25 protein-coding genes are annotated in these 24,358 nt (G+C 41.0%); 9 read left to right on the top strand and 16 right to left on the bottom strand.

Features of this window, described 5'->3' with window-relative positions:
* Positions 1-17: 17 nt before the first annotated feature.
* From ACULLH_RS02490 to ACULLH_RS02460, 7 genes are read left to right on the top strand one after another with little or no spacing between them, the layout of a single operon-like run.
* Positions 18-377: a four helix bundle protein gene (locus tag ACULLH_RS02490; protein ID WP_454087146.1), complete on the top strand. Its 360-nt coding sequence runs from the start codon at positions 18-20 to the stop codon at positions 375-377.
* Between the two features lie 30 nt (positions 378-407).
* Positions 408-1,196, top strand: coding sequence for a PhzF family phenazine biosynthesis protein (locus ACULLH_RS02485; RefSeq protein ID WP_454087145.1), 789 nt, complete (start codon positions 408-410; stop codon positions 1,194-1,196).
* 14 nt (positions 1,197-1,210) lie between these two features.
* A complete protein-coding gene (locus tag ACULLH_RS02480) occupies positions 1,211-1,822 on the top strand; it encodes a TlpA family protein disulfide reductase (RefSeq protein WP_454087144.1) in 612 nt (203 codons plus the stop codon).
* The gene (gene hemB, locus ACULLH_RS02475) at positions 1,823-2,812 is read left to right on the top strand and encodes a porphobilinogen synthase (RefSeq protein WP_454087143.1); all 990 of its coding nucleotides are present in this window, start codon (positions 1,823-1,825) and stop codon (positions 2,810-2,812) included. It abuts the gene before it with no gap.
* A gap of 22 nt (positions 2,813-2,834) precedes the next feature.
* Positions 2,835-4,136: a serine hydrolase domain-containing protein gene (locus ACULLH_RS02470; RefSeq protein ID WP_454087142.1), complete on the top strand. Its 1,302-nt coding sequence runs from the start codon at positions 2,835-2,837 to the stop codon at positions 4,134-4,136.
* A 44-nt stretch (positions 4,137-4,180) separates the two neighbouring features.
* Positions 4,181-5,302 (top strand): CNNM domain-containing protein, encoded by a 1,122-nt coding sequence (locus ACULLH_RS02465; RefSeq protein WP_454087141.1) that lies wholly within the window; start codon positions 4,181-4,183, stop codon positions 5,300-5,302.
* Positions 5,302-5,772 (top strand): methylated-DNA--[protein]-cysteine S-methyltransferase, encoded by a 471-nt coding sequence (locus ACULLH_RS02460; protein ID WP_454087140.1) that lies wholly within the window; start codon positions 5,302-5,304, stop codon positions 5,770-5,772. The genes ACULLH_RS02465 and ACULLH_RS02460 overlap by 1 nt, the downstream gene beginning before the upstream one ends.
* Here the strand turns inward: ACULLH_RS02460 and ACULLH_RS02455 are convergent.
* Positions 5,769-6,878, bottom strand: a complete 1,110-nt coding sequence (locus ACULLH_RS02455) for a hypothetical protein (protein WP_454087139.1) — start codon at positions 6,876-6,878, stop codon at positions 5,769-5,771. The two genes, ACULLH_RS02460 and ACULLH_RS02455, sit on opposite strands and share 4 nt — an antisense overlap.
* A 74-nt stretch (positions 6,879-6,952) precedes the next feature.
* Between ACULLH_RS02455 and ACULLH_RS02450 the strand changes: the two genes are divergently transcribed.
* Positions 6,953-7,666 carry a 3'-5' exonuclease gene (locus tag ACULLH_RS02450; RefSeq protein WP_454087138.1) on the top strand — a complete coding sequence of 238 codons (714 nt, stop codon included), beginning with the start codon at positions 6,953-6,955 and terminating at the stop codon, positions 7,664-7,666.
* Positions 7,667-7,743: 77 nt separating this feature from the next.
* On the opposite strand, the gene ACULLH_RS02445 is transcribed toward ACULLH_RS02450, so the two are convergent.
* Together ACULLH_RS02445 and ACULLH_RS02440 are read right to left on the bottom strand one after the other, a co-directional pair.
* On the bottom strand, positions 7,744-9,939 hold the full coding sequence (locus ACULLH_RS02445; RefSeq protein WP_454087137.1) for a S8 family serine peptidase: 2,196 nt from the start codon (positions 9,937-9,939) through the stop codon (positions 7,744-7,746).
* Between the two features lie 172 nt (positions 9,940-10,111).
* A complete protein-coding gene (locus tag ACULLH_RS02440) occupies positions 10,112-11,125 on the bottom strand; it encodes an endonuclease/exonuclease/phosphatase family protein (protein WP_454087136.1) in 1,014 nt (337 codons plus the stop codon).
* 28 nt (positions 11,126-11,153) lie between these two features.
* Between ACULLH_RS02440 and hflX the strand changes: the two genes are divergently transcribed.
* Complete coding sequence (gene hflX / locus ACULLH_RS02435) at positions 11,154-12,365, top strand: GTPase HflX (RefSeq protein ID WP_454087135.1); 1,212 nt, start codon at positions 11,154-11,156, stop codon at positions 12,363-12,365.
* Positions 12,366-12,694: 329 nt separating this feature from the next.
* Here hflX and ACULLH_RS02430 read toward each other — a convergent pair whose 3' ends face one another.
* The 13 genes from ACULLH_RS02430 to ACULLH_RS02370 form a co-directional block, all read right to left on the bottom strand.
* Positions 12,695-13,627 (bottom strand): DUF3078 domain-containing protein, encoded by a 933-nt coding sequence (locus ACULLH_RS02430; RefSeq protein ID WP_454087134.1) that lies wholly within the window; start codon positions 13,625-13,627, stop codon positions 12,695-12,697.
* Positions 13,628-13,688: 61 nt separating this feature from the next.
* Positions 13,689-14,192 (bottom strand): DUF2480 family protein, encoded by a 504-nt coding sequence (locus ACULLH_RS02425; RefSeq protein ID WP_454087133.1) that lies wholly within the window; start codon positions 14,190-14,192, stop codon positions 13,689-13,691.
* A gap of 27 nt (positions 14,193-14,219) precedes the next feature.
* Positions 14,220-14,582 (bottom strand): four helix bundle protein, encoded by a 363-nt coding sequence (locus ACULLH_RS02420; RefSeq protein WP_454087132.1) that lies wholly within the window; start codon positions 14,580-14,582, stop codon positions 14,220-14,222.
* 116 nt (positions 14,583-14,698) lie between these two features.
* Positions 14,699-15,028, bottom strand: a complete 330-nt coding sequence (locus ACULLH_RS02415) for a DUF59 domain-containing protein (protein ID WP_454087131.1) — start codon at positions 15,026-15,028, stop codon at positions 14,699-14,701.
* 5 nt (positions 15,029-15,033) lie between these two features.
* Complete coding sequence (locus tag ACULLH_RS02410) at positions 15,034-15,456, bottom strand: SufE family protein (protein WP_454087130.1); 423 nt, start codon at positions 15,454-15,456, stop codon at positions 15,034-15,036.
* A 72-nt stretch (positions 15,457-15,528) separates the two neighbouring features.
* On the bottom strand, positions 15,529-16,743 hold the full coding sequence (locus ACULLH_RS02405) for an aminotransferase class V-fold PLP-dependent enzyme (protein ID WP_454087129.1): 1,215 nt from the start codon (positions 16,741-16,743) through the stop codon (positions 15,529-15,531).
* Positions 16,744-16,810: 67 nt separating this feature from the next.
* On the bottom strand, positions 16,811-17,386 hold the full coding sequence (locus tag ACULLH_RS02400) for an outer membrane protein (protein ID WP_454087128.1): 576 nt from the start codon (positions 17,384-17,386) through the stop codon (positions 16,811-16,813).
* A gap of 108 nt (positions 17,387-17,494) precedes the next feature.
* Positions 17,495-18,811: a Fe-S cluster assembly protein SufD gene (gene sufD / locus ACULLH_RS02395; RefSeq protein ID WP_454087127.1), complete on the bottom strand. Its 1,317-nt coding sequence runs from the start codon at positions 18,809-18,811 to the stop codon at positions 17,495-17,497.
* A gap of 81 nt (positions 18,812-18,892) precedes the next feature.
* Positions 18,893-19,645 (bottom strand): Fe-S cluster assembly ATPase SufC, encoded by a 753-nt coding sequence (sufC, locus tag ACULLH_RS02390; protein ID WP_454087126.1) that lies wholly within the window; start codon positions 19,643-19,645, stop codon positions 18,893-18,895.
* 83 nt (positions 19,646-19,728) lie between these two features.
* On the bottom strand, positions 19,729-21,174 hold the full coding sequence (gene sufB, locus ACULLH_RS02385; protein WP_454087125.1) for a Fe-S cluster assembly protein SufB: 1,446 nt from the start codon (positions 21,172-21,174) through the stop codon (positions 19,729-19,731).
* A gap of 33 nt (positions 21,175-21,207) precedes the next feature.
* The gene (locus ACULLH_RS02380; RefSeq protein ID WP_136468784.1) at positions 21,208-21,537 is read right to left on the bottom strand and encodes a HesB/IscA family protein; all 330 of its coding nucleotides are present in this window, start codon (positions 21,535-21,537) and stop codon (positions 21,208-21,210) included.
* Positions 21,538-21,657: 120 nt separating this feature from the next.
* The gene (locus ACULLH_RS02375) at positions 21,658-22,998 is read right to left on the bottom strand and encodes a hypothetical protein (protein WP_454087124.1); all 1,341 of its coding nucleotides are present in this window, start codon (positions 22,996-22,998) and stop codon (positions 21,658-21,660) included.
* A 9-nt stretch (positions 22,999-23,007) separates the two neighbouring features.
* The gene (locus tag ACULLH_RS02370; protein ID WP_454087123.1) at positions 23,008-24,294 is read right to left on the bottom strand and encodes a choice-of-anchor B family protein; all 1,287 of its coding nucleotides are present in this window, start codon (positions 24,292-24,294) and stop codon (positions 23,008-23,010) included.
* Between the last annotated feature and the right edge of the window lie 64 nt (positions 24,295-24,358).

Here is a 24,358-nt window from a genome sequence, read left to right as displayed (position 1 = left end):
TAAAAGCAAATATCATTATGGTTGATTATAAAAATTATAAGGTTTGGCACAAGTCTCATCTTCTGGTAATTGAGATATATCAAATCACAGATATCTTCCCCAAAAAAGAGCAATTTGGCTTAGTTTCCCAAATAAATAGAGCTGTCGTTTCGATTCCAACAAACATTGCCGAAGGTTGTGGAAGGGAAACCCAAAAAGAGCTTGTTCGGTTTCTGTATATTTCCTCAGGTTCAGCCCACGAATTAGAATATCTTGTTATGCTTTCAAAAGAGCTTAACTTTATCACTGAAGAACAGTTCAACGCGTTGGCTCCCAAAATCGTGGAAATTAAAAGAATGCTGGCCGCGCTAATCAATACTATCAAAAAAGACTTATAAAAACCTTTAGCTGTAAACCGTGAACTTAAAATGAAACAGAAAATATATCAAATAGATGCTTTTACCGACCATGTCTTTGGAGGTAATCCGGCTGCAGTATGCGTTTTGGACCATTGGCTGGATGATGGACTCATGCAAAAAATTGCCCAAGAAAATAACCTAGCAGAAACTGCTTTTGCGGTCAAAAGTGCAGAAGGTTATGAGCTTCGTTGGTTTACCCCAGAAGTAGAAGTAGATTTATGTGGCCATGCAACTTTGGCAACCGCTTATGTGCTCTTCAATTATTACGTTGTTCCGGAAAATACCATCAAATTTCATTCGCCACGCAGCGGTGAGCTTATTGTTGACAAATCATCTGACGGTCTCCTAACTTTGGATTTCCCCACGGATGAAACTGCATTTATCCGAAATATTCCAGAAATAGATAATGCCATTGGATTGACACCCATAAAAACCATCAAAGGAAAAACGGATTATCTGTTGATCTATAATTCCCAAGCAGAAGTAGAGGCCATTACCCCAAACTTCCATTTACTCGACCAACTGGATTGTAGAGGTGTTATTGTTTCTGCGCCTGGAGAGAAAGTAGACTTTGTATCACGCTTCTTCGCTCCTCAATGTGGAATTCCAGAAGATCCTGTAACGGGTTCAGCACATACGACCTTAACGCCATATTGGGCCAGCGTATTGAATAAAAACAAAATGACTGCCAAACAACTGTCACAACGAAGTGGAGATCTGATCTGTGAATTTCTGGGTGCTCGGGTCAAAATTTCTGGAAAAGCAGCGCCCTATCTTATTGGCGAAATAGAAATCTGATTCAATCTAAACCAATGAAAAAGCTAAGATTGGAATATTCATTCCTTTTACAAGGCGAATTTTCTCCCGGAAAGAGGAATCTGCTGTTTGTCTTTCAGGTGAATTGCCCAGGATGTTTCTTCTATGGCTTTCCTTCGGTCAACAATTTGTTCAAAAAATATAGCACCCAAATCAATTTTTTAGGGTTGTCCACAGCTTTTGAAGACTTTCAATTCAATTCCCTGGAAAACACCAAAATGTTGTTGGAAGAAAAAAAGCTCGTAGGAGAAACCAAGAAAGCTTTTGAGACCCATCCAGAAGAGTTTCAGCTTTCTGAAATCGACTTTCCCGTTGCGATGGATGTATTGAGTGATAAAACATTCATCACCCAGGAAAATATTGTATATATCGGCAATCATTTTGCAAATTATGGCCAAGCTCCTGAGCGTGAACGAGAGCAATTTGATTATAAAATCAAGGATTATCTAAATAGGAATCCCATAATCCCGGTCACTTTTACATTGAATCAATTTCAGGGAACGCCCACTTTTGTCCTTTTTGATGAAGATCAAAACATTTTGGAGCACTGGTTTGGGCATAGACCCCATGAAGAAATAGAATATCTCATTAAAAAACATCTCGAATAAATGTTTCCACTGATAAGAAATAGAAGACTTCGTACATCTGAATCCATTAGACGATTGGTTCGTGAAACCATCGTAACGGCAGATGACTTTTTAGTACCCCTTTTTGTTGTTGAGGGGAAAGGGATCAAAGAAGAAATTCCATCCATGCCCAATTATTACCGCCTTAGTTTGGACAATCTGGAAAAGGAAGTAAAGGAGCTTTGGGAAATGGGGCTTTGTGCTGTTCTGCTTTTTGTAAAAGTACCTGACAATCTTAAAGACAACAAAGGAACCGAAGCATTGAATCCCGATGGATTGATGCAACAGGCCATTAAAACAGTAAAAAACGCCTGCCCTGAGATGTTGGTTATGACCGATGTTGCTTTGGACCCCTACTCCTCCTATGGACACGACGGTATTGTTGCGGAAGGACAAATACTAAACGATGAAACCTCCGAGGTTTTGGCAGAAATGAGCGTCTCCCATGCCCAAGCCGGAGCTGATTTTGTCGCACCAAGTGATATGATGGACGGACGCATTCTTACCATTCGGGAAGCTTTGGAAGATGAGGGCTTTCAAAATACAGGAATTATGAGTTACTCGGCAAAATACGCCAGTGCCTTTTACGGTCCTTTCCGCGATGCGTTGGATTCGGCTCCTGTCGACATCGCCAATGTTCCGAAGGACAAGAAAACCTACCAAATGGATTTCGCGAACAGGTTTGAAGCCATCCGAGAAACCCAAATGGATATCGACGAAGGAGCGGATATTGTTATGGTGAAACCTGGCTTGGCCTATCTTGATATTGTTCGAGAAATTAAGAACGAAGTTGACGTCCCTGTAGCCGTTTATCAGGTTTCCGGTGAATATGCCATGCTCAAAGCTGCGGCTGAAAAAGGGTGGCTGGATCACGATGCCGTTATGATGGAACAATTGATCGCCATTAAAAGAGCTGGGGCAAATATCATTGCCAGTTATTTCGCAAAGGATTTTATTCGGGTTTTGGGTTAACTTTATAACCTATACCTCTCCGATGAAAAAACCAATCCAACTTCTATTCTTTTTTTGTGCTTGCTTGCAATGCTCTCTTGCCCAAGTTAGTTTGCAACATGCCAGCCCATCCGAAATGGGTATGGATGAAACCTATATCAACCATCAAGTGGATTCCATAATGACCTCGGGCATCCAAGAACAGGCATTTCCAGGAGCACAAGTATTGGTTGCCAAGAACAACAAGGTAATCTTTCATAAAGCATATGGCTACCATACCTATGACAGCGTCCAAGCCGTTCAATTGGATGATATCTATGACCTTGCTTCAGTTACCAAAATCACTGGACCCCTACCCGCACTTATGAAATTGGTCGATGAGAAAAAACTGGATTTAGATGCGCCATTTAGCAACTATTGGAAATCTTGGGCCAAAAGGAAGCATAAAAAAAGCCTCACCCTACGAGAGATTTTAAGCCATCAAGCAGGCTTGGTACCCTATATCATTTTTTTGGAAAAAGTGATGCGCAATGGGAAAATCAAAAAAAGGTTCGTTAAAAATAAACCTTCAAACAAATTCCAAAAACAGGTTTATGAAGGCCTTTATGTGAAAAATCGTTTTCATCGAAAAATGTATCGCATAATCAATCGTTCCGAAGTATCTCCTGAAAAGAAATACAGATATTCCGGGCTTACTTTTCTAATTTTTCCAGAATTGATAACCCAATTGACGGGAAAGGATTATGAAACTTATTTGAGCGAAACTTTTTATCAACCCCTGGGCTGCAAAACTTTAGGTTTTACTCCATCAAAAAAAGATTTTCCAAATCAAATTGTTCCCACCGAACTGGATACGTTATTTAGAAAAACCGTGGTAAAAGGATGGGTTCATGATGAAAATGCCTCTTTATTGGGAGGAGTTTCCGGCAATGCAGGACTATTTGCTACCGCAGAAGATATGGCCAAAATCATGCTCTTTTATCAAAACTATGGCAGCGTTGATGGCCATCAAATAATTTCAATAGAAACGGTGAAAGCGTTTACGAAGATTCAATATCCTGAAAACGAAAATCGCAGAGGACTTGGTTTTGACAAGCCATTGATTGGGAATGATACGCTGGCCTTAAGTGATGCATATCCTGCTCCTTTAGCAAGCCCGTCCAGCTTCGGACATGCTGGGTTTACAGGAACTTTTGTATGGGCGGATCCTGAAAACCAATTGGTATTTATTTTTCTATCCAACCGGGTTTACCCCTCCCGTGATCATAGAAAGCTGTATCAACTTAACATGCGGACCGCGCTTCAGCAAGTTTTTTATTCCGCTTCTATCAATCCTCAAGAATAGAAATTCATAGGTAATCATTACCTTAGTACAACTAGATAACACGCATGGGCCTACTCTTTTTTTACGCATTCATTTCCATTTTCTTTTCATTTCTCTGTTCCATCTTGGAAGCAGTGCTATTAAGTATTACTCCAACCTTTATCAATGTAAAAAAACAAGAGGGCAAGGAGTACGCTTCTGAGCTTGAAGGTTTAAAAAAAGATGTGGACAAACCGTTAATAGCAATCCTAACCTTAAACACTATTGCACATACGGTGGGTGCTATTTTAGTGGGTGTGCAGGCAAAGGTTGCCTATGTAGACCTCTATGGTTCTACCACTAGAACATTCTTAGGGTTTGAGTTTACGGAAGATTTAATGGTAGGAGTAGTTTCCACAATAATGACCATCCTAATTCTGGTCGCTTCCGAAATCATTCCTAAAACCATTGGGGCCACCTATTGGAAGCAGTTGGCCAATCTCACCGCCAAATCGCTAAGAGTGATGGTGTTCATTCTAAAATGGACAGGTTTACTTTGGCTATTGCAACTCTTTACCAAACTCATTGGCAAAAAAGGGCACCACGGGAGTGTACTGAGTAGGGAAGATTTTACAGCGATGACGGAGATTGCCCATGAAGAAGGTGTTTTTCAGGAATCTGAGTCCAAGGTCATCAAAAATCTGTTGAAATTTGATGAAATCCTGGCCAAGGATGTAATGACTCCAAGGACCGTCATGAAAATTGCTTCAGAAGACACCACCATCCAGGAGTTTTTTGAGGCCAACAGACCACTCCGGTTCTCAAGAATACCCCTCTACAAGGATAGAATGGATAATATTACCGGCTTTTTTCTAAAAGACGAGCTTCTGGAGGCCATTATCAACAAAAAAGGAAAAGAAAGTCTCAATACCATTAAAAGGGAAATATTGGTGACGGATCGCAATAAACCGATTCCAGAGCTTTTGGAAAAATTTGTGGAACAAAAAGAACATGTTTCCCTTGTGGTTGATGAGTATGGTTCCGTAAGCGGGCTTGTGACCATGGAAGATGTTATTGAAACATTGCTCGGATTGGAAATTATGGATGAAAGTGACAACGTGGAAGACCTTCAAGTACTCGCTAGAAAGAACTGGGAAAGCAGAGCCAAACGCTTAGGAATTATTGAAGTTAAAGATGATGAGAAGTAGTGGAAATAGCTTATTTACAAACACCTATAGGATTTACTGAGTTTGCAGGTGACCAAAATGGGCTTGCTTCCATCAAGGTTTTGAATGAAGAAAAACCTGTTGGTATAATTCCTGAGGTGCTTCAGGATGCGGTAGCACAATTTCAAGAATATTTTGAGGGAAAACGCAAGGATTTTGATTTAAAATTGAACCCTTCAGGGACCGATTTCCAAAAGAAAGTATGGCAAGCTCTTCTAGAAGTTCCATTCGGAAAAACACTTTCGTATATGGAACTTTCCAAAAGATTGGGTGACCCCAAAGCTATAAGGGCCGTAGCCGCCGCAAATGGCAAAAATCCTCTATGGATTGTAGTTCCGTGCCATCGGATTATTGGAAGTAACGGGGATTTAGTTGGATATGCAGGTGGTTTGCATCGAAAAAAATGGCTGCTGGAGCATGAAAGTCCCTCTCCCCAACAATCGCTCTTTTAATTTCTCAAAAAATACCCAGGAAAAAACGGGAGGGTAATATTATCAAGCAAATCGCCATCCAGCGAAATTTGAAAAACACCACCAAGCACAGGTTCATCAAGTGTTCCGTAACCTACCAAGAAGACTTCTTCCGATTTATTATAAATCTGTGTCGTGATTTGCAGGGTCCGTCCGATTTCTTCTTCAACCTCCTCAACTAACGCAAATAGGTCAATTCTTCTAGTTTCTTGACTTGAGAAATCGTAAATCGCCGGTGAAGCTGCAAACCTTGAGGGCTGCGCATAGGCCAAATTGAAAAAAATCTTCTCCTCGGACAGAAAGGTGTCCTCCAATGGTCCTGGTAAAAATCCAAAGCTTGTATTCAAAGATATGCTCTCACGCAATGTAAGTGTTTTGGCATCGTATTTTTCCAGTTCGGTTTGGGGCTGACCCTTTAAGATTATCAATTCGCCCAGATCCGAAATTAGCAAGCTAATTGGTGTATCCTCGAAATTTAGAGTCGTTAAAACGGCCCCTGTTGTTATTTGATAAACGGCCAATTTGTAGTTTCCCTGCCCATCAACATAAGATATATAAAGCATGTCCTCGTATAACAGTGGCGCAAAAATGTCGCTTATATTAAAATCCAGAGTGGTCTCTTTTTCATTCGAATTTTCCAGGTCAAATTCAAGAATGCCCAGATTCCTCGAGCCAACTGGACCTATGTATGCAAAAAATGCTTTCGAATCATCGTTTACTCCCCATACTATAGAGCGATCTGGGATATTAGTGTAGAAATCTGGATACGAATCAATTTGTCCTGTAAGTACGTTTTTGAGAACCAAGGAAAACCGCCCTTCAGCAAATGAGTAAAAGGACAGTAGATCTTCCCGTTGTCTTAAGGTTATATAATTAGTGGAGATATTTAGCTCTTGGGTAAGATCAAAAGTGGCCCCTGTTTCTGAAACGGCATTATAGTTATATTGAAAAACCTTGTCCAGGTCCTCACCTACCGCAATAAAACTCCCTTCTCTGAGTGCAGGAGAATTTTCTTGAAACTGATCGTCTGAGGAACATCCGACAAGGCATAAAGCCATAGCCAACCCTATCCAATTTATTGATTTCATAGCATTTATCAACTACAAGATACAATTTATTGGATCATACCGCAGGTATATCCTTTTAATTAGTATTTTCCGACATGCTCAGAAAACTAGATCTAGAGAACATCCTCTTCCTGGATATTGAAACCGTACCAGAAAAACCGAACTTCACCGATCTGGATGAAAGCTCGCAAGTGCTATGGGAACAAAAATCCAAATATCAGCGTAAGGATGAAATAACCGCTGAAGACTTCTATGACCGAGCAGGAATCTGGGCCGAATTTGGAAAAATCATTTGTATTTCTGTTGGATATTTCACCCTTAAAGGAGATTTAAGAAATTTTAGGGTCACTTCTTTTTCGGGTGAGGAAGAACATTTGCTCAAACAATTCAAACAACTGCTCTTGGACCATTTTAGCAAGGCAAAACATCTATTGTGTGCACATAATGGTAAAGAATTTGATTTTCCTTATATAGCTCGAAGAATGGTAATCCAAGGGATAGATCTTCCCTTTAAATTGAACCTCTTTGGAAAAAAGCCTTGGGAAGTTCCACACTTGGATACTATGGAACTGTGGAAATTTGGGGATTATAAGCACTATACTTCCTTGAAGTTGTTGGCCCATGTACTAGGTATTCCATCACCTAAAGAGGACATGGACGGAAGTATGGTAAAGGATGTTTTTTACATAGAAAATGATCTGGACAGAATCATTACTTATTGCGAGCTCGATGTGATAACCACGGCACAAGTACTTTTAAGGCTTCAAAACGAAAAGTTGCTTTCTGAAGAAGAAATCAAAAAAGTATAAAAGAAAGGATCTGGCTGAAAATACTGGACTTTCTAGCAGTTTGTGACACAACCCGATATTTATCGTTAGGGCACATGCTAATTCTTGTAAAATTTGGTGCTTTTTATGCCAGCATAATCCTGAACCACCAAAACATACAGTCCAGTAGCTAAGCTGGAAACATTTATGGATGCATCAGCCCCTCCATGTTGTACGGTGTTGCCCGAAGTTGTAATTATCGAATAGGCCGCATCGGTGGATAATTTTGCATCTAACGTTAACCATTCCGTTGCCGGGTTTGGATACACCGAGATTTCCAATTCATTAGTAAAGGAAAGCGTTTCATTGGTAAAAATTTCGGTGTCGGCTCCTTTGAATAGAAATTGAATTTCATCCGTAAAATCAGATGCAATATTTGCAGTACATATGGCCCTTACCTTGGCTTGATAGGTAGTTCCGATAGTAAGATCGGTAAGTTCAAAATTGCTTTCCCATATCATTTCGGTCTGCCATGCCGTATCGTTCAAAGCTTTATACTGCAGCTCAAAAAGTGTGTCCTCGGTGTTGGCCCAAGAAAGGGTTGCGGCATCTTCGGTAGCCTCAAGCAGTCCAAAATCGGTCGGGCTCTCTGCCCTGCAATTTGTAACCTGCGCCCCGGATACGATAAGGGAAAAATCTTGGGCGCCCAATTTCAATGTTCCTTTATGGCTAACAGTGATTGTGTAAGCTCCTTTCGCATTTGAAATCTCAATACGCTCATAGGGATCTACCTTGTTGTCTCCTTTGACAGCGGCATCATTTGCTTTGGCAGGATTTAATTTCCAGGGAAAGTACGTTTCCCCATCTTTGGTAATTCTAACATCAAGGTCATTGATAAGTGCAGGTGTGGAATTGTTTAAATCACCTATATTGATAAACTCCCCTTCAGGGTCGGTCCAGCTGATTGAAACCATGATGTCTTCATAATTGTTAGCGGTAACCGTAATTTCATAGGTCTCTCCTTCGAGAAGGTTTTCTTCATACATCAAACTACTGTGGTCTTTGCGCTGTATAAGCTCAGCAGCAGTTTTCGCATTCATAACCCCCCATCCCATTTTGTAATCAGGACCTTTGGCGTTCACATCATCTGCGGTATGCAAAGCGAGTCCTTTTAAAGTGGCCGCTTTCATATAGGTGCCATACAGCTCTTCATAATATTGCTGCAACAAAAGCAAGGAACCAGTCACACCAGGTGTCGCCATGGATGTTCCCATGGAAGTATCGTAGCTTGAATTACTACTTGAACTTGTAGATAATATGGAAGTTCCATCTCCTGCTAAATCGGGTTTGATTCGCCCATCATCGATTGGACCCAGGCTGCTATACGTCGAAACATTGGCTTCTTTCAGTTCCCCTTTGCTCCCAATCTTTGTATTTGCCCCAGCAATGGTCAATCCATTTTTTGAAGTTGCAAATCCCAGCAAAAGATCAAAGCCATCGGCTGTTTTTCCAAAATTGGGTGATTCATTGTCATAGGATCTTTGGGCGTTCCCAGCAGCCGATACCATTAAATAATAGGGCGCATTGTGCATTATCCTGTCCCAATCTTGGGATACCCTTATGTAGGAACCAAAATACCAATCGGGAACCCTGTCCGATTTGATTCCATAGGAATGGTTGCTCAACAGCAATCCATTGGCTGCCGCTTCGGTTACCTCTATTTTATCCCTTGTCCAATCGTGTGACAATACCTCAGCGGCATAGGCTACTCCTTTTGCTTTGGCTCTTATTCCGGATGAAATAATGTTTCCTGTTACCCGGGTTGCATGTAGACTTATTTCTGGTGAATTATCCACACTCTCCACCCGGTCATCAAATTCTTGATGTGATACAAGCGCGCTTCCCGCGTCCCAAACCCCAACCTGGAGATCTCTTCCATCCAGACCAAGATTCAAAAGTCCGTCCGAGTACAGGGTGTTCGCCCGGGAAACTTGTTTGGAAGGGTCATTAAAGGTGGTATAAAAAAGTGGAGTGCCATCTGTACCAATATCCTTCAACTCAACAACGGTTCCGTCTTTTTGTTTTTCAAATCGTTCCCAATTGTTTGCTTTAAGTATTTGGTTGATTTTGGTTTCTTTGGATTTGTATTCCTTTTCCATTTTGGAAACCATTGAAGATATTTCTTGACGATTGTAGGTCGATTTGATAAATTCTTTGTTGTCAACGGACTGACCAACAACACAAAAACTGCTCAAAAAGAAGAAAATGAGGGATGAAAAAATGGCTGTGCCCGGCATCGATTTTTTGCAATCCATAATTATAGTTAAGTAGGATTTGGACTACAAATCTATTATTGAAGGAAAGTTTATCGATAAAAAACCCTTTTATTTCGATGAATTGCACGGCTTTGGAAGTTGAGCTGTTGTGAAATTGCGATTAAGTGTGGTGTAGTATTTTTCTTTCTTGTAAAAATTATCTTTTAATCCGTCATTTGTTTTCCTTCAGAATTACATAAACCGGAAAGTGATCGCTATAACCTCCCAGATATTTTTTCCCCACAAAAGTTCTGAAAGGATTTCCCTTATACTTCCCCTTCCATTCTTTCAAAAATTGCGGTGAAAACACCTTGGCCTTTTTGAAGCTGTGTGTGCCGTTCTCATAATTCAAAAAACTATGCGAAATCAAAATTTGGTCAAACAGACTCCATTCTCCTTTATAATTTGCACTTCCCGAATCGGGAGACAACAGTTTTTCCATGGGATTGATAAATAATCCCGTTTCCATCAACTTTTGGATACTTTCGGAATGGGGGTCATCATTAAAATCTCCCATGATGACACAGTTGACATTCTCCGCGCTCAGCATTTGTATCTTTCGAAGCACTGTTTCCGCTGCTTGAATTCTTTTGTGCTTGGTTTCATCGGCCCCTTCTCTTCGGGAAGGCCAATGATTCACAAAAACATGGACCTCCTCTTGGTGCAGTTGCCCATGAACATATAAGATGTCCCGGGTCAAATCCCTATCACCATCCTCCTCCTCAATCAATAATGGTATAATCTCGGCGTCCAAAACCTTAAAGTGTTCTCCATGATAAATTAAAGCAGTGTCTATTCCGCGTTCATCTGGGGAATCAAAATGCACATAGCCATAATCCTCGTTCCTAAGTGCCTTGGCACCCAGCAAAGCTTCAATAACCTTCTTGTTCTCTACTTCAGCAATACCAACAAGTACCGGAGGTGTGGCGCTTTCTTCCAATCCTATTTGAGAGATGGCCTTGGCCATTTTTTTCACCTTCTTTCCAAATTTGGACTCGTTCCAAGCCTTCCTACCATCTGGAGTAAAGTCATCGTCCAAAGTGTGGGGGTCATCGGTGGTATCAAAAAAATTCTCAAGATTATAAAAAGCAAGGGTGTACCGATCTTTCAAGATGCTCAAAGTAAAATGGTTTAGTGTATTTCTAAAGTTATAAAAATCCAATGTACAAAACAGCTTCGTAAACATTGTTTAGATTTGCACTTTAATTGATTCAATGCTAGAAAAGAAGGTTACAAATTATGAAAAGGCAGTGCTCATCGGTGTAATCAACCGAGATCAGGATGAGCATAAGGTAAAGGAATATTTGGACGAATTGGAGTTCCTTACATATACCGCTGGTGGTGAAGTTACCAACCGCTTTACCCAACGTATGGAAGTACCCAATCCGAAAACGTATATCGGAAGTGGTAAAATGGAAGAGGTCGAAAAGTATGTAAAGGAACATGAAATCGGTTCTGTCATTTTTGATGATGAACTTTCACCCGCGCAGCAGAACAATATTGAGAAGATATTACGATGTAAAATTTTGGACAGAACAAGTTTGATTCTGGACATTTTTGCGCAGCGCGCCAAGACCAGTTATGCACGTACCCAGGTGGAGCTGGCACAATATGAATACCTTTTGCCCCGATTGACGGGTCTTTGGACGCACTTGGAAAGGCAACGCGGTGGTATCGGAATGCGTGGTCCGGGTGAAACCGAGATTGAGACGGATAGGCGGATTGTTCGAGACAGGATAGCACTTTTAAAAAAGAAGCTTACCAAAATTGACCGCCAAATGGAAACCCAACGTGGAAACCGTGGTGCACTGGTAAGAGTTGCTTTGGTTGGATATACTAATGTGGGTAAATCCACCCTGATGAATGTCATAAGTAAAAGTGATGTCTTCGCCGAAAACAAATTGTTTGCGACCTTGGACACTACGGTGCGAAAAGTGGTCATCGGCAACCTCCCCTTTTTATTGAGTGACACAGTAGGTTTTATCCGCAAATTACCCACGCAACTTGTGGAAAGTTTTAAAAGTACCTTGGATGAAGTTCGGGAGGCGGACCTGTTGCTTCATGTAGTGGACATTTCGCATCCCAATTTTGAAGAGCACATAGCTTCGGTAAACCAAATTTTGGATGAAATCAAAAGTGCCGATAAAAAGGTTATCATGGTTTTTAACAAGATTGATCAGTACAAACCCGATTCCATAGAAGAGGACGATTTGGTCACAGAACGAACGGAAGCCCATTTTACTTTAGAGGAATGGAAGAAAACCTGGTACAATAAAATAGGTGACCGGGCTCTATTTATTTCGGCTCTGAACAAGGAGAATCTTGACGATTTTAGAAAGCGTGTTTACAATGAGGTTCGGGATATCCACGTAACCCGATTCCCTTACAACAACTTTTTGTATCCAGAACACCTGGATCAGTATTAAAAGCGCTTAGGATAATCTGTTTTAGTTTTCCGATGAAATACAAGCGTTAACATTTTCTACCACATCTTTCAGCCTGTTCACAACAAAAATTTAGGTTCTAGCAACAGAAAAATTACTTTCATACTGTTTTTAAGTGATAGTGTTACAAGCTAAATCTGCTATAAACTTAACCTACTTATAACATGGCTTAAAAACACCCCAAATTCGTATTTAACCCCATAAAAAAGCCCTCTACTTCGAGGGCTTTTTTATTTATACTATCCTTGGACAGAGCCCCTAAGACCCTGTCAAACTTTTATGTTATTTATGGAATTCATGTCAAACTGGGTTTAAAACGAATAGCTCAGTCCCAAGGTCCAATACGTTTGCAGCTCATTGTCAATAGTGTCAAACGTGGCCGTCGGATCTGGAGTGGGTGCATTGTTTACAATATAATTCAATGTCTCCTGCTTATTGTTTCGCAATCCAAAATCAAATCCAACACCGATAACCTTCCATAAGGTATACGCAAAAGAATTGGTCCAGGTCCAATTGCTCAAATCTCCGCTTTCATAACTTTGGAACATGGATAGGTTACTCTTAAAACTAACCGCTCCGATTTGCTTCGTATAATCTGCAACAATTTTCGCGCCCAAGGATGAGTTGAAAATGGTATCCTCATCACTGAATACAAAGTTGTAGTTCAAGGGGTGGATCACCACAACCAAATCAGCAATTGGGGTCCAAGTACCCCCAACGCCAACATCCAAATATCCTGGGTCGTTGAAATTGCTCAAAATGGTGGTTCGGTACTCCCCAAGGGTAGAAACCGCAAACTTATCACTGAGTTTGTATCCGTAAAGTGAGGAGATGTTGAACACGTCGGTCGACTCACGAAAACCATCATCATCAGTGGGATCATCCTTGTCATCCAACTTTACCCAATTAAGGTTGATCGTCGCGGCATTTCTCCAAAAGAACTTCTCCTCCTGTTGATTTGCAAAGGCGTTTACGGTGAAACCAATTGTTCCTGAATTGTTATTGGGGATTCCTTGCGAGAACCAATTATTGAAACCGGATAGGCTTCCTCCAATGGTTCCAAAGGCTCCAACTTTCCAACCGGGCAAGGCATCCAACTGGGCTTGAAGGGCATTTACACGACCCTGAATGGCCGCTATGGAATCTTTCTTAGGAGCAATTTGGGCCTTTAACTCTTCTTCGGTTTGGGCATGCGCAATGGTCATTACAAAAAATGCCATAACAGCATAAGGCAATATTTTCATAGTATGGAGTTTTGTGTTTAGAAACACAAAAGTAAGAAAAGTCACAACCAAGTAACAGCGCCTATTTTTGCTTAAAAAGAGGTACTGCGGAACAGGCCTCCCCGTACATTACGCTTTTTGCGACTTGCTGTATTTTGGCCATCGCCATGATATAGGCATTTTCCGGAACAGGCTTATTGGAGCATCCCTTAATGATTATGGGTTTATCCTGAAAAGCGGAAACGTCCAAATCGTTTAGAATAGTTTGGTACAAGGATGTTTCCAAATCCTCAAGATTCCCCACTACGACTTGGCGGGCATAGGGTTGTAGTTTGGAAGCGACCAACATAAAGGCCCATCCGGGAACAATCGCATCAGTGGAACACGTCAACGCTACATAAGCATCTTTATAGCTAGACCAATCGTGCTCCTCTAGACTGCTTCTGAATTCCTTCTCGCGTAGAATAAAGCCTTCGTGTAACCAATCCTTAATATCCAATAACGCTCTTCGTCCTTCCGGATATAACTCCTCTAGGTCGAACGTTATCAGTTTGCTCTGGGCGACTCTATTTACTATTTCAGACATAAGAATTCAGTTATCAGAAATCTGTTGTTAAAGTTTGTTTTCAAGGTGTTTTAGCAGCCCATGAATGGTTTTTGAAATTTCATCACAAATGCCATAAACTTCCTCAAATTGTTCCTTATCAATATAATTGACATCCAGCGCTAGGTAAAGTTGAGATTTTACTTCATAACCTGATGCTTGTGCCACATTTAAAAAGTAAATAAACTCTTTCGTTGTCTTCCTACCGTAACCTTCGGCTATATTTGAAGATACGGAAATAGATGCTCTTCGTATCTGGTCTCTTAACGCAAAATCCTTTGAAAAAGCTCTTTGCTCCGTTAATTTATAAATCTCTTGGTTCAATTTTCTTGCTTTCTTCCAAGAGATAATCCGTTCAAACCCCCTATCCATAATAGCGATTACTATTTCAGATATCCGAGGTTAATGATATCTATTATTTTGTTTTCTCCTCCTCAGAATTCAGATATCTGATGTCCGATGTCCGACATCTGATATCTGAAAATGGTTTATAAAAGGCCCAATTCCAATTTTGCCTCCTCGCTCATCAATTCCTGCGTCCAAGGTGGGTCAAAAGTGATTTCCACTTCCACATCCTTCAATTCATCCAAGGATTTTACCTTTTCCTCAACCTCAACCGGCAAAGTTTCGGCCACTGGGCAATTAGGAGATGTCAATGTCATTAAAATCTTGACATCATTATCCTCGTTAACAAAAACGTCATAGATCAATCCCAATTCGTAAATGTCCACGGGAATCTCAGGATCATAAATGGTCTTGAGTACCCTGACTATTTTCTCTCCCAGTTCTTGGGTATCTATCGTGATTTCTTCGCTCATGCTATCTAGTTTAATTGCGTTTGATAAGCTATAGCGTACAATTTCAATTGCTTTACCATACTTACCAAACCATTGGCACGGGTGGGGGACAAATGTTCTTTCAATCCAATCTCATCTATAAACCCAGTATCTGCATCTATGATATCCTGTGGTTTTTGATTGCTAAATGCCCGAATCAAAATAGCAATGATCCCTTTGGTAATTATGGCATCACTATCCGCTGTAAAAACCAATTTGTCGTCATCCAGTTCAGCATGTACCCATACCTTACTCTGGCACCCCTTTATAATATTATCTTCTGTTTTGTACTCTTCTTCAATCAGTGGAAGGGATTTTCCCAATTCAATCATATACTCATATCGCTGCATCCAGTCATCGAACATGGAAAACTCATCTACTATCTCTTCCTGTATTTCTGTTATGGTCATTTATACGTTTTGTTCAAAAGTACGATTCGGACAATTGCCAATCAAAGGCTTTAAGAGAAAGATAACTTCTTGTTATAGCAACATATTTCTAGCTCGCTTTACTCCTTCCACCAAAGTGTCCACTTCCTCTTTGGTGTTATAAAAACTAAAACTGGCCCGCACCGTACCCGGGATTTGGTAAAAATCCATGATAGGCTGTGCACAATGGTGACCGGTTCGTACGGCAATTCCAAGCTTGTCAAGAATTGTCCCTATATCGTACGGATGTATTCCTTCTATATTAAAGGAAATGACCGATGTTTTGTGTTCAGCCGTTCCATAAATTCGCAATCCTTCAATCGCCAACAACTGTGCAGTTGCATATGCAATCAACTCATCCTCATACTGCGCAATGGCCTCAAATCCAATGGAATTCATATAGTCCAACGCCGCACCAAAGGCAATTCCCCCGCAAATATTCGGTGTTCCTGCTTCAAATTTATGGGGTAAATCGGCATATGTGGTCTTTTCAAAAGTGACCTCCTCAATCATTTCACCACCTCCCTGGTATGGCGGTAGCTTTTTCAACCATTCCTCTTTGCCAAATAACATTCCCACGCCAGTTGGACCACACATTTTATGCGCGGAAACTGTGTAGAAGTCTACATCGAGACTTTGCAAATCTGGTTTAATATGGGCAGCTGCCTGCGCTCCGTCTATCAATACTGCAGCTCCAACCGCATGGGCTGCATCAATAATCTCTTCAATGGGGTTTATTGTACCCAAAGCATTTGAGACATGGTTGCAGAATACCAATTTGGTCCTTTCGGAAAGCAAAGCATGGTATTCTTTCATGACCAACTCCCCGTTTTGGTTCATCGGTATCACTTTTAAAACCCCACCTGTTCTTTCACAGAGCATCTGCCAGGGCACGATGTTAGAGTGATGTTCCATAGCGGACACCAATATTTCATCTCCTTCTTTTATAAAGGATGAAAAACCATTCGCGACCAAATTTATGCTATGGGTAGTCCCCGATGTCAGGATAACCTCATAGGATTTTGCTATGTTGAAATGCCTTTGGATTTTCTCCCGGGCAGCTTCGTATGCATCTGTTGCTTCTTGGGAAAGACTGTGCACCCCTCGATGGATGTTGGCATTATATCCGTGATAATAATCCACAATCGCATCTATCACCTGTTGAGGCGTCTGCGAAGTTGCAGCATTGTCCAAATACACCAAAGGCTGCCCATTTACCTTTCGGTTTAAAATGGGGAAATGTTCTCTTATTTTATTCACATCCAGCATAGAAATCTCAATAAATTACAAAGATACCCACTATTAGGTGTATGGCCCTTACACCTTTGGAGTTTCTTTAAAAACGAACTCCAACACCAAACTTCAAGTAGCCTAAATCTTGATTTATGTCCGGCAGGACATCAGGTTGGACTTTGTTTCGAACATAGTCATATTGTACTTGTATAAAAATCCGTTTGGTAATATCATACGTAACACCAAGGTTAAGGTTAAATCCTCCATCCGTTGATGATTCGGATAAAACTTCTCCCATTAACATTCCATCAAATTTAGATGTGATTACAGCATATCCCAATCCTATGGAAGGTCTAAGTTTTTCCATTGTCGGAATCTTAAACTCGATAAAAGCTTTTGGTTGAATCACCCAGTTAGTCTCATCAAAATTAAAAGTTTCAGGAACAGTGGACGAACGCAAATTATCATGAAAAACTCCTGCATTTAGACCTACTCCCAAACTAATATTTCCAAATTTCAAAAAACGATACTTTAGCCCTAAATCGACAATTGCGGGATTATCATTTCCTAAATCATCACCAATGGATATCGGATAATTTGCTTCAGCGCTCCATTTATAATCTTGGGCGTGGGCAAAACAAGTAATGACAACAAGCAATAAAAAAAGTTTGGATTTCATAATTAAGTTTTTTGATTTCTGAGGCAAAGAAATCCGATTACTAAAAACAGATTGCTAAAAAAAACTTAATTCATAAAACTTTATGAATTGGGTTTAGGTAGTATATGGTTACAACTCAAACCCAACCCGAACACCCAGCTTGTTGGCAATAATTTTGTTGATCCTAGTTTTCAACTCAGGAATACGAACACTTTCCAAAACATTGTTGGCGAAGGCGTACATTAACAACGCCGTAGCCTCCTTTTTTGGAATACCTCTTGATTGCAGGTAGAACAAGGCATCCTCATCCAATTGCCCGATGGTACATCCGTGGGAACATTTTACATCATCCGCAAATATTTCCAATTGGGGTTTGGTATTGATGGTGGCCTTATCACTGATCAAAATATTGTTGTTCTGTTGAAAGGCGTTGGTCTTTTGGGCGATTTTATCCACTATGATTTTCCCGTTGAAAACCCCTGTAGATTTTTCACCAAAAATTCCTTTGTAGTCCTGGTGGCTTTCGCAGTTCGGCTGCGCATGATGGACCAAAGTATGGTGGTCCACATGTTGTTTTTCACCCAAAATGGTTACACCTTTTAGAACAGAATCTATACGCTCCCCGTTTTGATAAAAATTCAGGTTGTTCCGTGTCAACTTTCCTCCAAAAGAGAAGGTATGAACCCGAACTACACTGTTATTTTTCTGGGAGATATAAGTATTGTCAATCAAAGAAGCATTGTCCCGATCGTTTTGAACCTTGTAGTAATCGACAATGGCATCCTTGGCCGCGAAGATTTCAGTTACGGAGTTTGTAAAAACCTCGTTGCCTGTCAAACTTTGATGGCGCTCAATAATCTGAACCTCTGCATTTTCCTCAACAATGACCAAATTGCGAGGTTGAAGCATCAAAGCCGCTTCATTTCCAGTAGCAAAGTTTAGGATTTGTACCGGTTTTCTTGGCGCCTTGTTCTTAGGGATATAGATGTATGCTCCTTCCTTGCTAAAAGCAGTATTCAACGTGGTCAAGGACTCATCCTTAGAGGCCACTTTGTTGAAATATAGCTCGATAATCTGTTTGTACATGGGTTTGTTGAACGCAGAACTCATCAAACATACATCTACTCCATCATGTGTTGTTTCTGAAAGGTACGAGCTATAAACCCCATCAATAAATACAATCTTGTACGTATCTATTTCATGCAGAAAATACTTTTTGATATCCTTATAATCCAATGTGGTTTCCTGCTTTGGAAAAACACTGAAATCCATCTTTTGGATACTGTTCAACGAAGTGTATTTCCATGCTTCCTCTTTTTTGGAAGGAAATCCTTTGGCCTCAAAATTTTTGATGGCTTCCGAACGGATTTCATGCACGGGGTGCTCCAAGTCCACATTATTCTCGAAGGCAATAAATGAAGAAAGTAATTTATCTTTTAAATCCATTTTTCATTGTTCAGTTGTCAGTCTCCAGTTGTCAGTTGTCAGTTTCCTGCTATCTGATGTCCGAAATCTGAAATCTTATTTTTATACTACCGTCTCTTGCTTTATCCAGTCGTAACCTTTTTCTTCAAGCTCTAGGGCCAATTCTTTGTCACCTGACTTTACAATCTTACCATCGTGCAGCACATGGACAAAATCAGGCACAATGTATTCCAGTAATCTTTGGTAGTGGGTTATTACGATGATGGCGTTTTCCTTTCCCCTTAATTTATTCACTCCATTGGCCACAATGCGAAGCGCATCAATATCCAATCCGGAATCTGTTTCATCCAAAATGGCCAACTTTGGTTCCATCATTGCCATTTGGAAAATCTCGTTTCGTTTTTTCTCTCCCCCAGAGAATCCTTCGTTCAGGGAACGGGATAAAAACTTCCTGTCGATTTCCAACAAACTTGATTTTTCGCGAATCAGCTTTAGCATTTGGTTGGCCGGCATATCTTCCATTCCCCTTGCCTTCCTTGATTCGTTGATGGCCGTCTTCATGAAATTGGTCACCGTTACCCCTGGAATCTCCACAGGGTACTGGAACGAAAGGAATATTCCCTTGTGTGCCCTTTCTTCAGGAGCCAATTCTTCCAAATCCTCACCATCCAAAGCCATGCTTCCCTTCTTTATCTCGAATTCTTCCTTTCCTGCTATAACCGAAGCGAGGGTACTCTTTCCGGAACCGTTCGGCCCCATAATAGCATGTACCTCTCCTGCATTTACTTGAAGGTTGATTCCCTTCAAAATCTTCTTGTCCTCAACACTTGCGTGTAAATTTTTTATTTCTAGCATTTTCAAAAATTGTCTTCTTAGTTTGAATTATATGATTTCGGCCATGCTCAATCACCCAAACTGGTTGCTGAGCGGAGTCGAGGCTATCCTACAGAACCCTCAAGACTTATTTCCAATAGTTTTTGTGCCTCTACCGCAAACTCCATGGGGAGTTTGTTCAAGACTTCTTTACTAAATCCGTTCACAATCAGCGCTATTGCTTTTTCGGTATCGATACCTCTTTGGTTGCAATAGAAAATCTGGTCTTCACCTATTTTGCTGGTTGTGGCTTCGTGCTCTATTTGGGCGGTCTTGTTTTTTGCCTCTATATAAGGGAAAGTGTGTGCGCCGCATTGATTGCCCATCAACAAGGAATCGCATTGTGAAAAGTTCCTGGCATTTTCTGCCCTACTATTCACCTGCACCAATCCTCTATAGCTGTTTTGCGAATGTCCTGCAGAGATTCCTTTGGAAATAATGGTACTCTTTGTGTTCTTTCCCAGGTGAATCATTTTAGTCCCGGTATCCGCTTGTTGAAAGTTATTGGTAACCGCAATGGAATAAAACTCGCCTACAGAGTTATTTCCTTTTAAAATACAAGAAGGGTATTTCCAAGTTACGGCCGAACCAGTTTCAACCTGGGTCCAAGAAATCTTGGAATTTGTCTCGCACAAACCTCGTTTGGTCACGAAGTTATATACCCCGCCTTTTCCTTCTTTGTCTCCGGGGAACCAATTCTGAACTGTTGAGTATTTGATTTCTGCATCATCCAAAGCAATAAGTTCCACCACTGCGGCGTGTAATTGGTTCTCATCCCGTGATGGGGCAGTACATCCTTCCAAATAGCTTACGTAGCTACTTTCATCTGCGATGACCAGCGTGCGCTCAAACTGACCTGTTCCCCCTTCGTTAATTCTAAAATATGTTGATAATTCCATAGGGCAACGCACTCCTTTGGGAATGTAACAGAAAGAACCATCGGTAAATACCGCTGAGTTTAGGGCCGCATAGAAGTTATCCGTTTTAGGAACAACGGTTCCCATATATTTTTTAACCAATTCTGGGTGTTCCTGAATAGCTTCTGAAATAGGCATGAAGATAATTCCCTTTTCAGCCAGCGTCTTTTTAAAGGTTGTTGCTACGGAAACAGAATCTACCACAATATCAACCGCTACATTTTGCAATCTTTTTTGCTCATCAACGGAAATTCCCAATTTTCTATACATTTCCAGTAAATCGGGGTCTACATCTTCCAAGGATTTATTGGGGTCTGCTGCTTTGGGGGCAGAATAGTAACTGATTGCCTGAAAGTCCGGTTTTTCATAATGGACATTTGCCCACTCCGGCTCTTCCATTTTTTCCCAAACACGAAATGCATCCAAACGCCATTCCGTCATCCATTCGGGTTCATTCTTTTTCTTAGAAATTGCACGAATAATATCTTCGTTCAATCCCTTTGGAAACGTATCGGATTCAATATCAGTATAGAAACCATATTCATATTCTTTGGTTTCCAGTTCTTTTTTTAATTCTTCCTCTGTATAAGCCATAGTGTTCAATTGATCAATGACCAAGGGTCAATTCTACAATGAAAAACTTTCTCCGCAACCGCAGGTTCGTTGTGCATTTGGGTTGTTAAAAACAAACCCTTTTCCGTTTAATCCGCCAGAATATTCCAAGGTTGTGCCGACCAGGTATAAAAAGCTCTTTTTATCAACGATGATTCGCACAGCGTTATCTTCAAAAACCTTATCGGTTTCTGAAGCGGCTTTATCAAAATTCAATTCATAGGACAATCCGCTGCAACCCCCGCTCTTTACTCCTACACGAACAAAGTCCGTAGCAGCATCAAAGCCCTCCTCTGTCATCAAAGTCACCACTTTTTGTTTGGCTGTTTCTGAAACTTTAATCATTCTTACTTGGATTTATTCTAAATAGCGTACAAATATAGGTGATTAGTGGCGTTTTACCACATTTCCTAACATTATAATAACGAATAATTGAATAGGGGTTATCTATGGAACGTATTGGGGTTATTTGATTTTGATGACCACCAAGTCGGTCATTCCCTTGGATTGAAGTTCAGGAAAGTCGTCACTTGCTGTTTCTCCCACTAAAACAAGGGTCCCATCGGCATTTTGAATGGCGTCAAATCCGAATTCGATGCCGGAGCCTCCAAAAGTTTGTTGATAGATAATATTTCCTTGGGAATCTGTTAGTATAATCCATAGGTCATTTTCACCGTTGTTTTCCGTTGCATCGCCATCAATACTCTTTGAATTGCCGGCAATAACAAACCCTCCGGTGGCCGTAAGGTTTAGCCCTTGGGCTGCATCAAAAGCAGTTCCTCCATAACTTTTTTCCCAAACCAGATTACCATTGTCATCAATTTTAATCAGCCAAACATCCGATTCCCCGTTGTTTCTAGAAATATCGATATCCGTACTGAACGTGTTCCCCGTAATGACATAAGAATTATCAGCTGTTTTGGCAATACTATAAGCTTTATCAATGCCAGTCCCTCCAAAAGATTTTTGCCAGAGCAAATCCCCAGCACCACTCACTTTCAACACCCAAAAATCATAACTTCCTTTAGGGTCTGAAATGTCAAAATCCTCGCTCTCCGAAGACCCAGCAAGAACAAATCCCCCATCATCGGCTTCCACTACACCATATGACCTATCATTGTTGGTGCCTCCAAAATATCTTCGCCACTGCAAGTTCCCATTGGCATCCAATTTGGTTCCCCAGAATTCACCGACTCCATGTCGCGTAAGGTAGCCGCCCTTGCCGTTGTTCCCATCACCTCCAGAAGAGGTAACATCCAAAAATCCTGAAAAGAAAAATCCGCCATCGGTAGTTTGAACCACATCATAGGAATGATCGTGCCCAGAAAAACCAAAGCTTCTTTCCCAAAGAATGTTCCCGCTGGCATCGAGGCGGAGGATCCAGTTATCGTGGAAGCCTTCGTTGTTGCTTCCATCACCATCATCGCTCATGGCATATCCGACAATCGCATACCCTCCATCAGCAGTTTGAATTACCGATTGGCCACGGTCATCCTTGGTTCCACCATAAGTTCTGTTCCACATCAAATTACCATCAGCATCCAGTTTTAAAAGCCAATAGTCGTTTACATCAGTGCTTTTCCCAACAATATCACCATCCATGCTGTTGCTAAATCCCAAGACCGCATAGCCACCATCGGTGGTTTGAACCACGGATTGGGCAGTATCTTCACCTGACCCTCCAAAACTTTTTATCCAGTCGACTTCCCCTAAAAAAGGAATTGGATTTATTTGAACAGTCGCTCCATCGTCATTGTTGCATGCAACAAAAAAAACCAAGAGGAGTGCACTCCAAATCTTCTTCATAAATCTATCTTAATTGGATTTTTTGATTACGAACAATCCTGAGTTGATGTCGCTTATTATCATCTTACCGCTGCTAAAAAATGGATATACGCTCCAAACCCCATTAAAACTGGCCGTATTATTTGAAGGGAAGGAATCGAAGAAGGCAATTTCAGTAATGTTTTCATTTTCAATATCCGAAATATCGAGTACCCGCATTCCCGCGGTATAATTTGCAAGGAAAAATTCATCCCCGACCACATAACCGTTATGATCAATTGCACTTGTGGGTCCAGTATAGGTAGTGTGGAGTTGAGGGGCATCCAAATCGGTCATATCAAAAACCAAGGTGCGCGAATTGAATCCAAAATCGGTTTCATCCAATTCGTCACCAAGAATAAAATACCTATGGTCCTCGGTAAACCATCCTTGATGGGTATACCCAATATTGCTATAGGAAAGGGTTTCTATTTGTACTGGATTGGCTTTGTCAGTAATATCCACAATGGCAATAAAATTTTCATTGGCCCCAATAAAAATTTCACGTCCTGCATAATCGCTATCGGGTCCATTATAAGTGACAACTTGCGCGTCATGGGTATATCCATTAGCGCCATATCCACCTACTCCATTTGGACTTGTCGGATTCTGAATATCGATAAAATGTACCCCTCCGTTAAAAGCATCGCTCCTTGCCGTGCCAACGGGATAAGCAAATCCCAAAGCTTCGTTGACCACTACATTGTGCGCGTTTCCTATTCCAGTATATCGTGCATCCGAGCTGAACTCCACAGGTGGATTTGCAACATCGCGAAGTTTTTTTAAATCAAAAATCTGCATTCCATGATTACTGGCTTCGGAAACTATCAATGCATAATCTCCATATACCTTAACATCGCGCCATCCACTTGATACGGTAGCGGTTGGCAATTTTCCCAAATACACTGGATTTTCTTCATCGGTAATATCAACAAAGGCGGTTCCGTTGTCAAAAGCAATTATAGCGTATTCGTTGTTCGTTGTGGAATCGGTCCATCCCCAAATATCAGTTCCAGATCCAGCAGCAAAGGCTCCCAGATCCATTTGAAATACAAGGTCGTACCCGTTACAAGGAAAAATGGAAGCCATTCCTCCATCACAAGGAGTTGCCCCTCGGGTCACATTGCCTGTGCCAAGGTCAATGCCTCCGTTACCATTTCCATTCCCGGAGCCACCATTATTGTTTCCATTTCCTAGATTATTGTCCCCGCCATTATCGCTTGAGCATCCAGCAACCACGAATGCTGCAAGAATCATTTTAAGAATCACTCTTGGCATGGTATAGCAATTTTAAGTTTTTACTAAAGATACAACTTAAAATTATCCTATTTATTTTTGCCAA

It is taken from the genome of Flagellimonas sp. 2504JD4-2 (assembly GCF_053642935.1).
The sequence above is the reverse complement of the archived record's forward strand: the minus strand, read 5'-3'. Positions and strand labels throughout refer to the sequence as shown.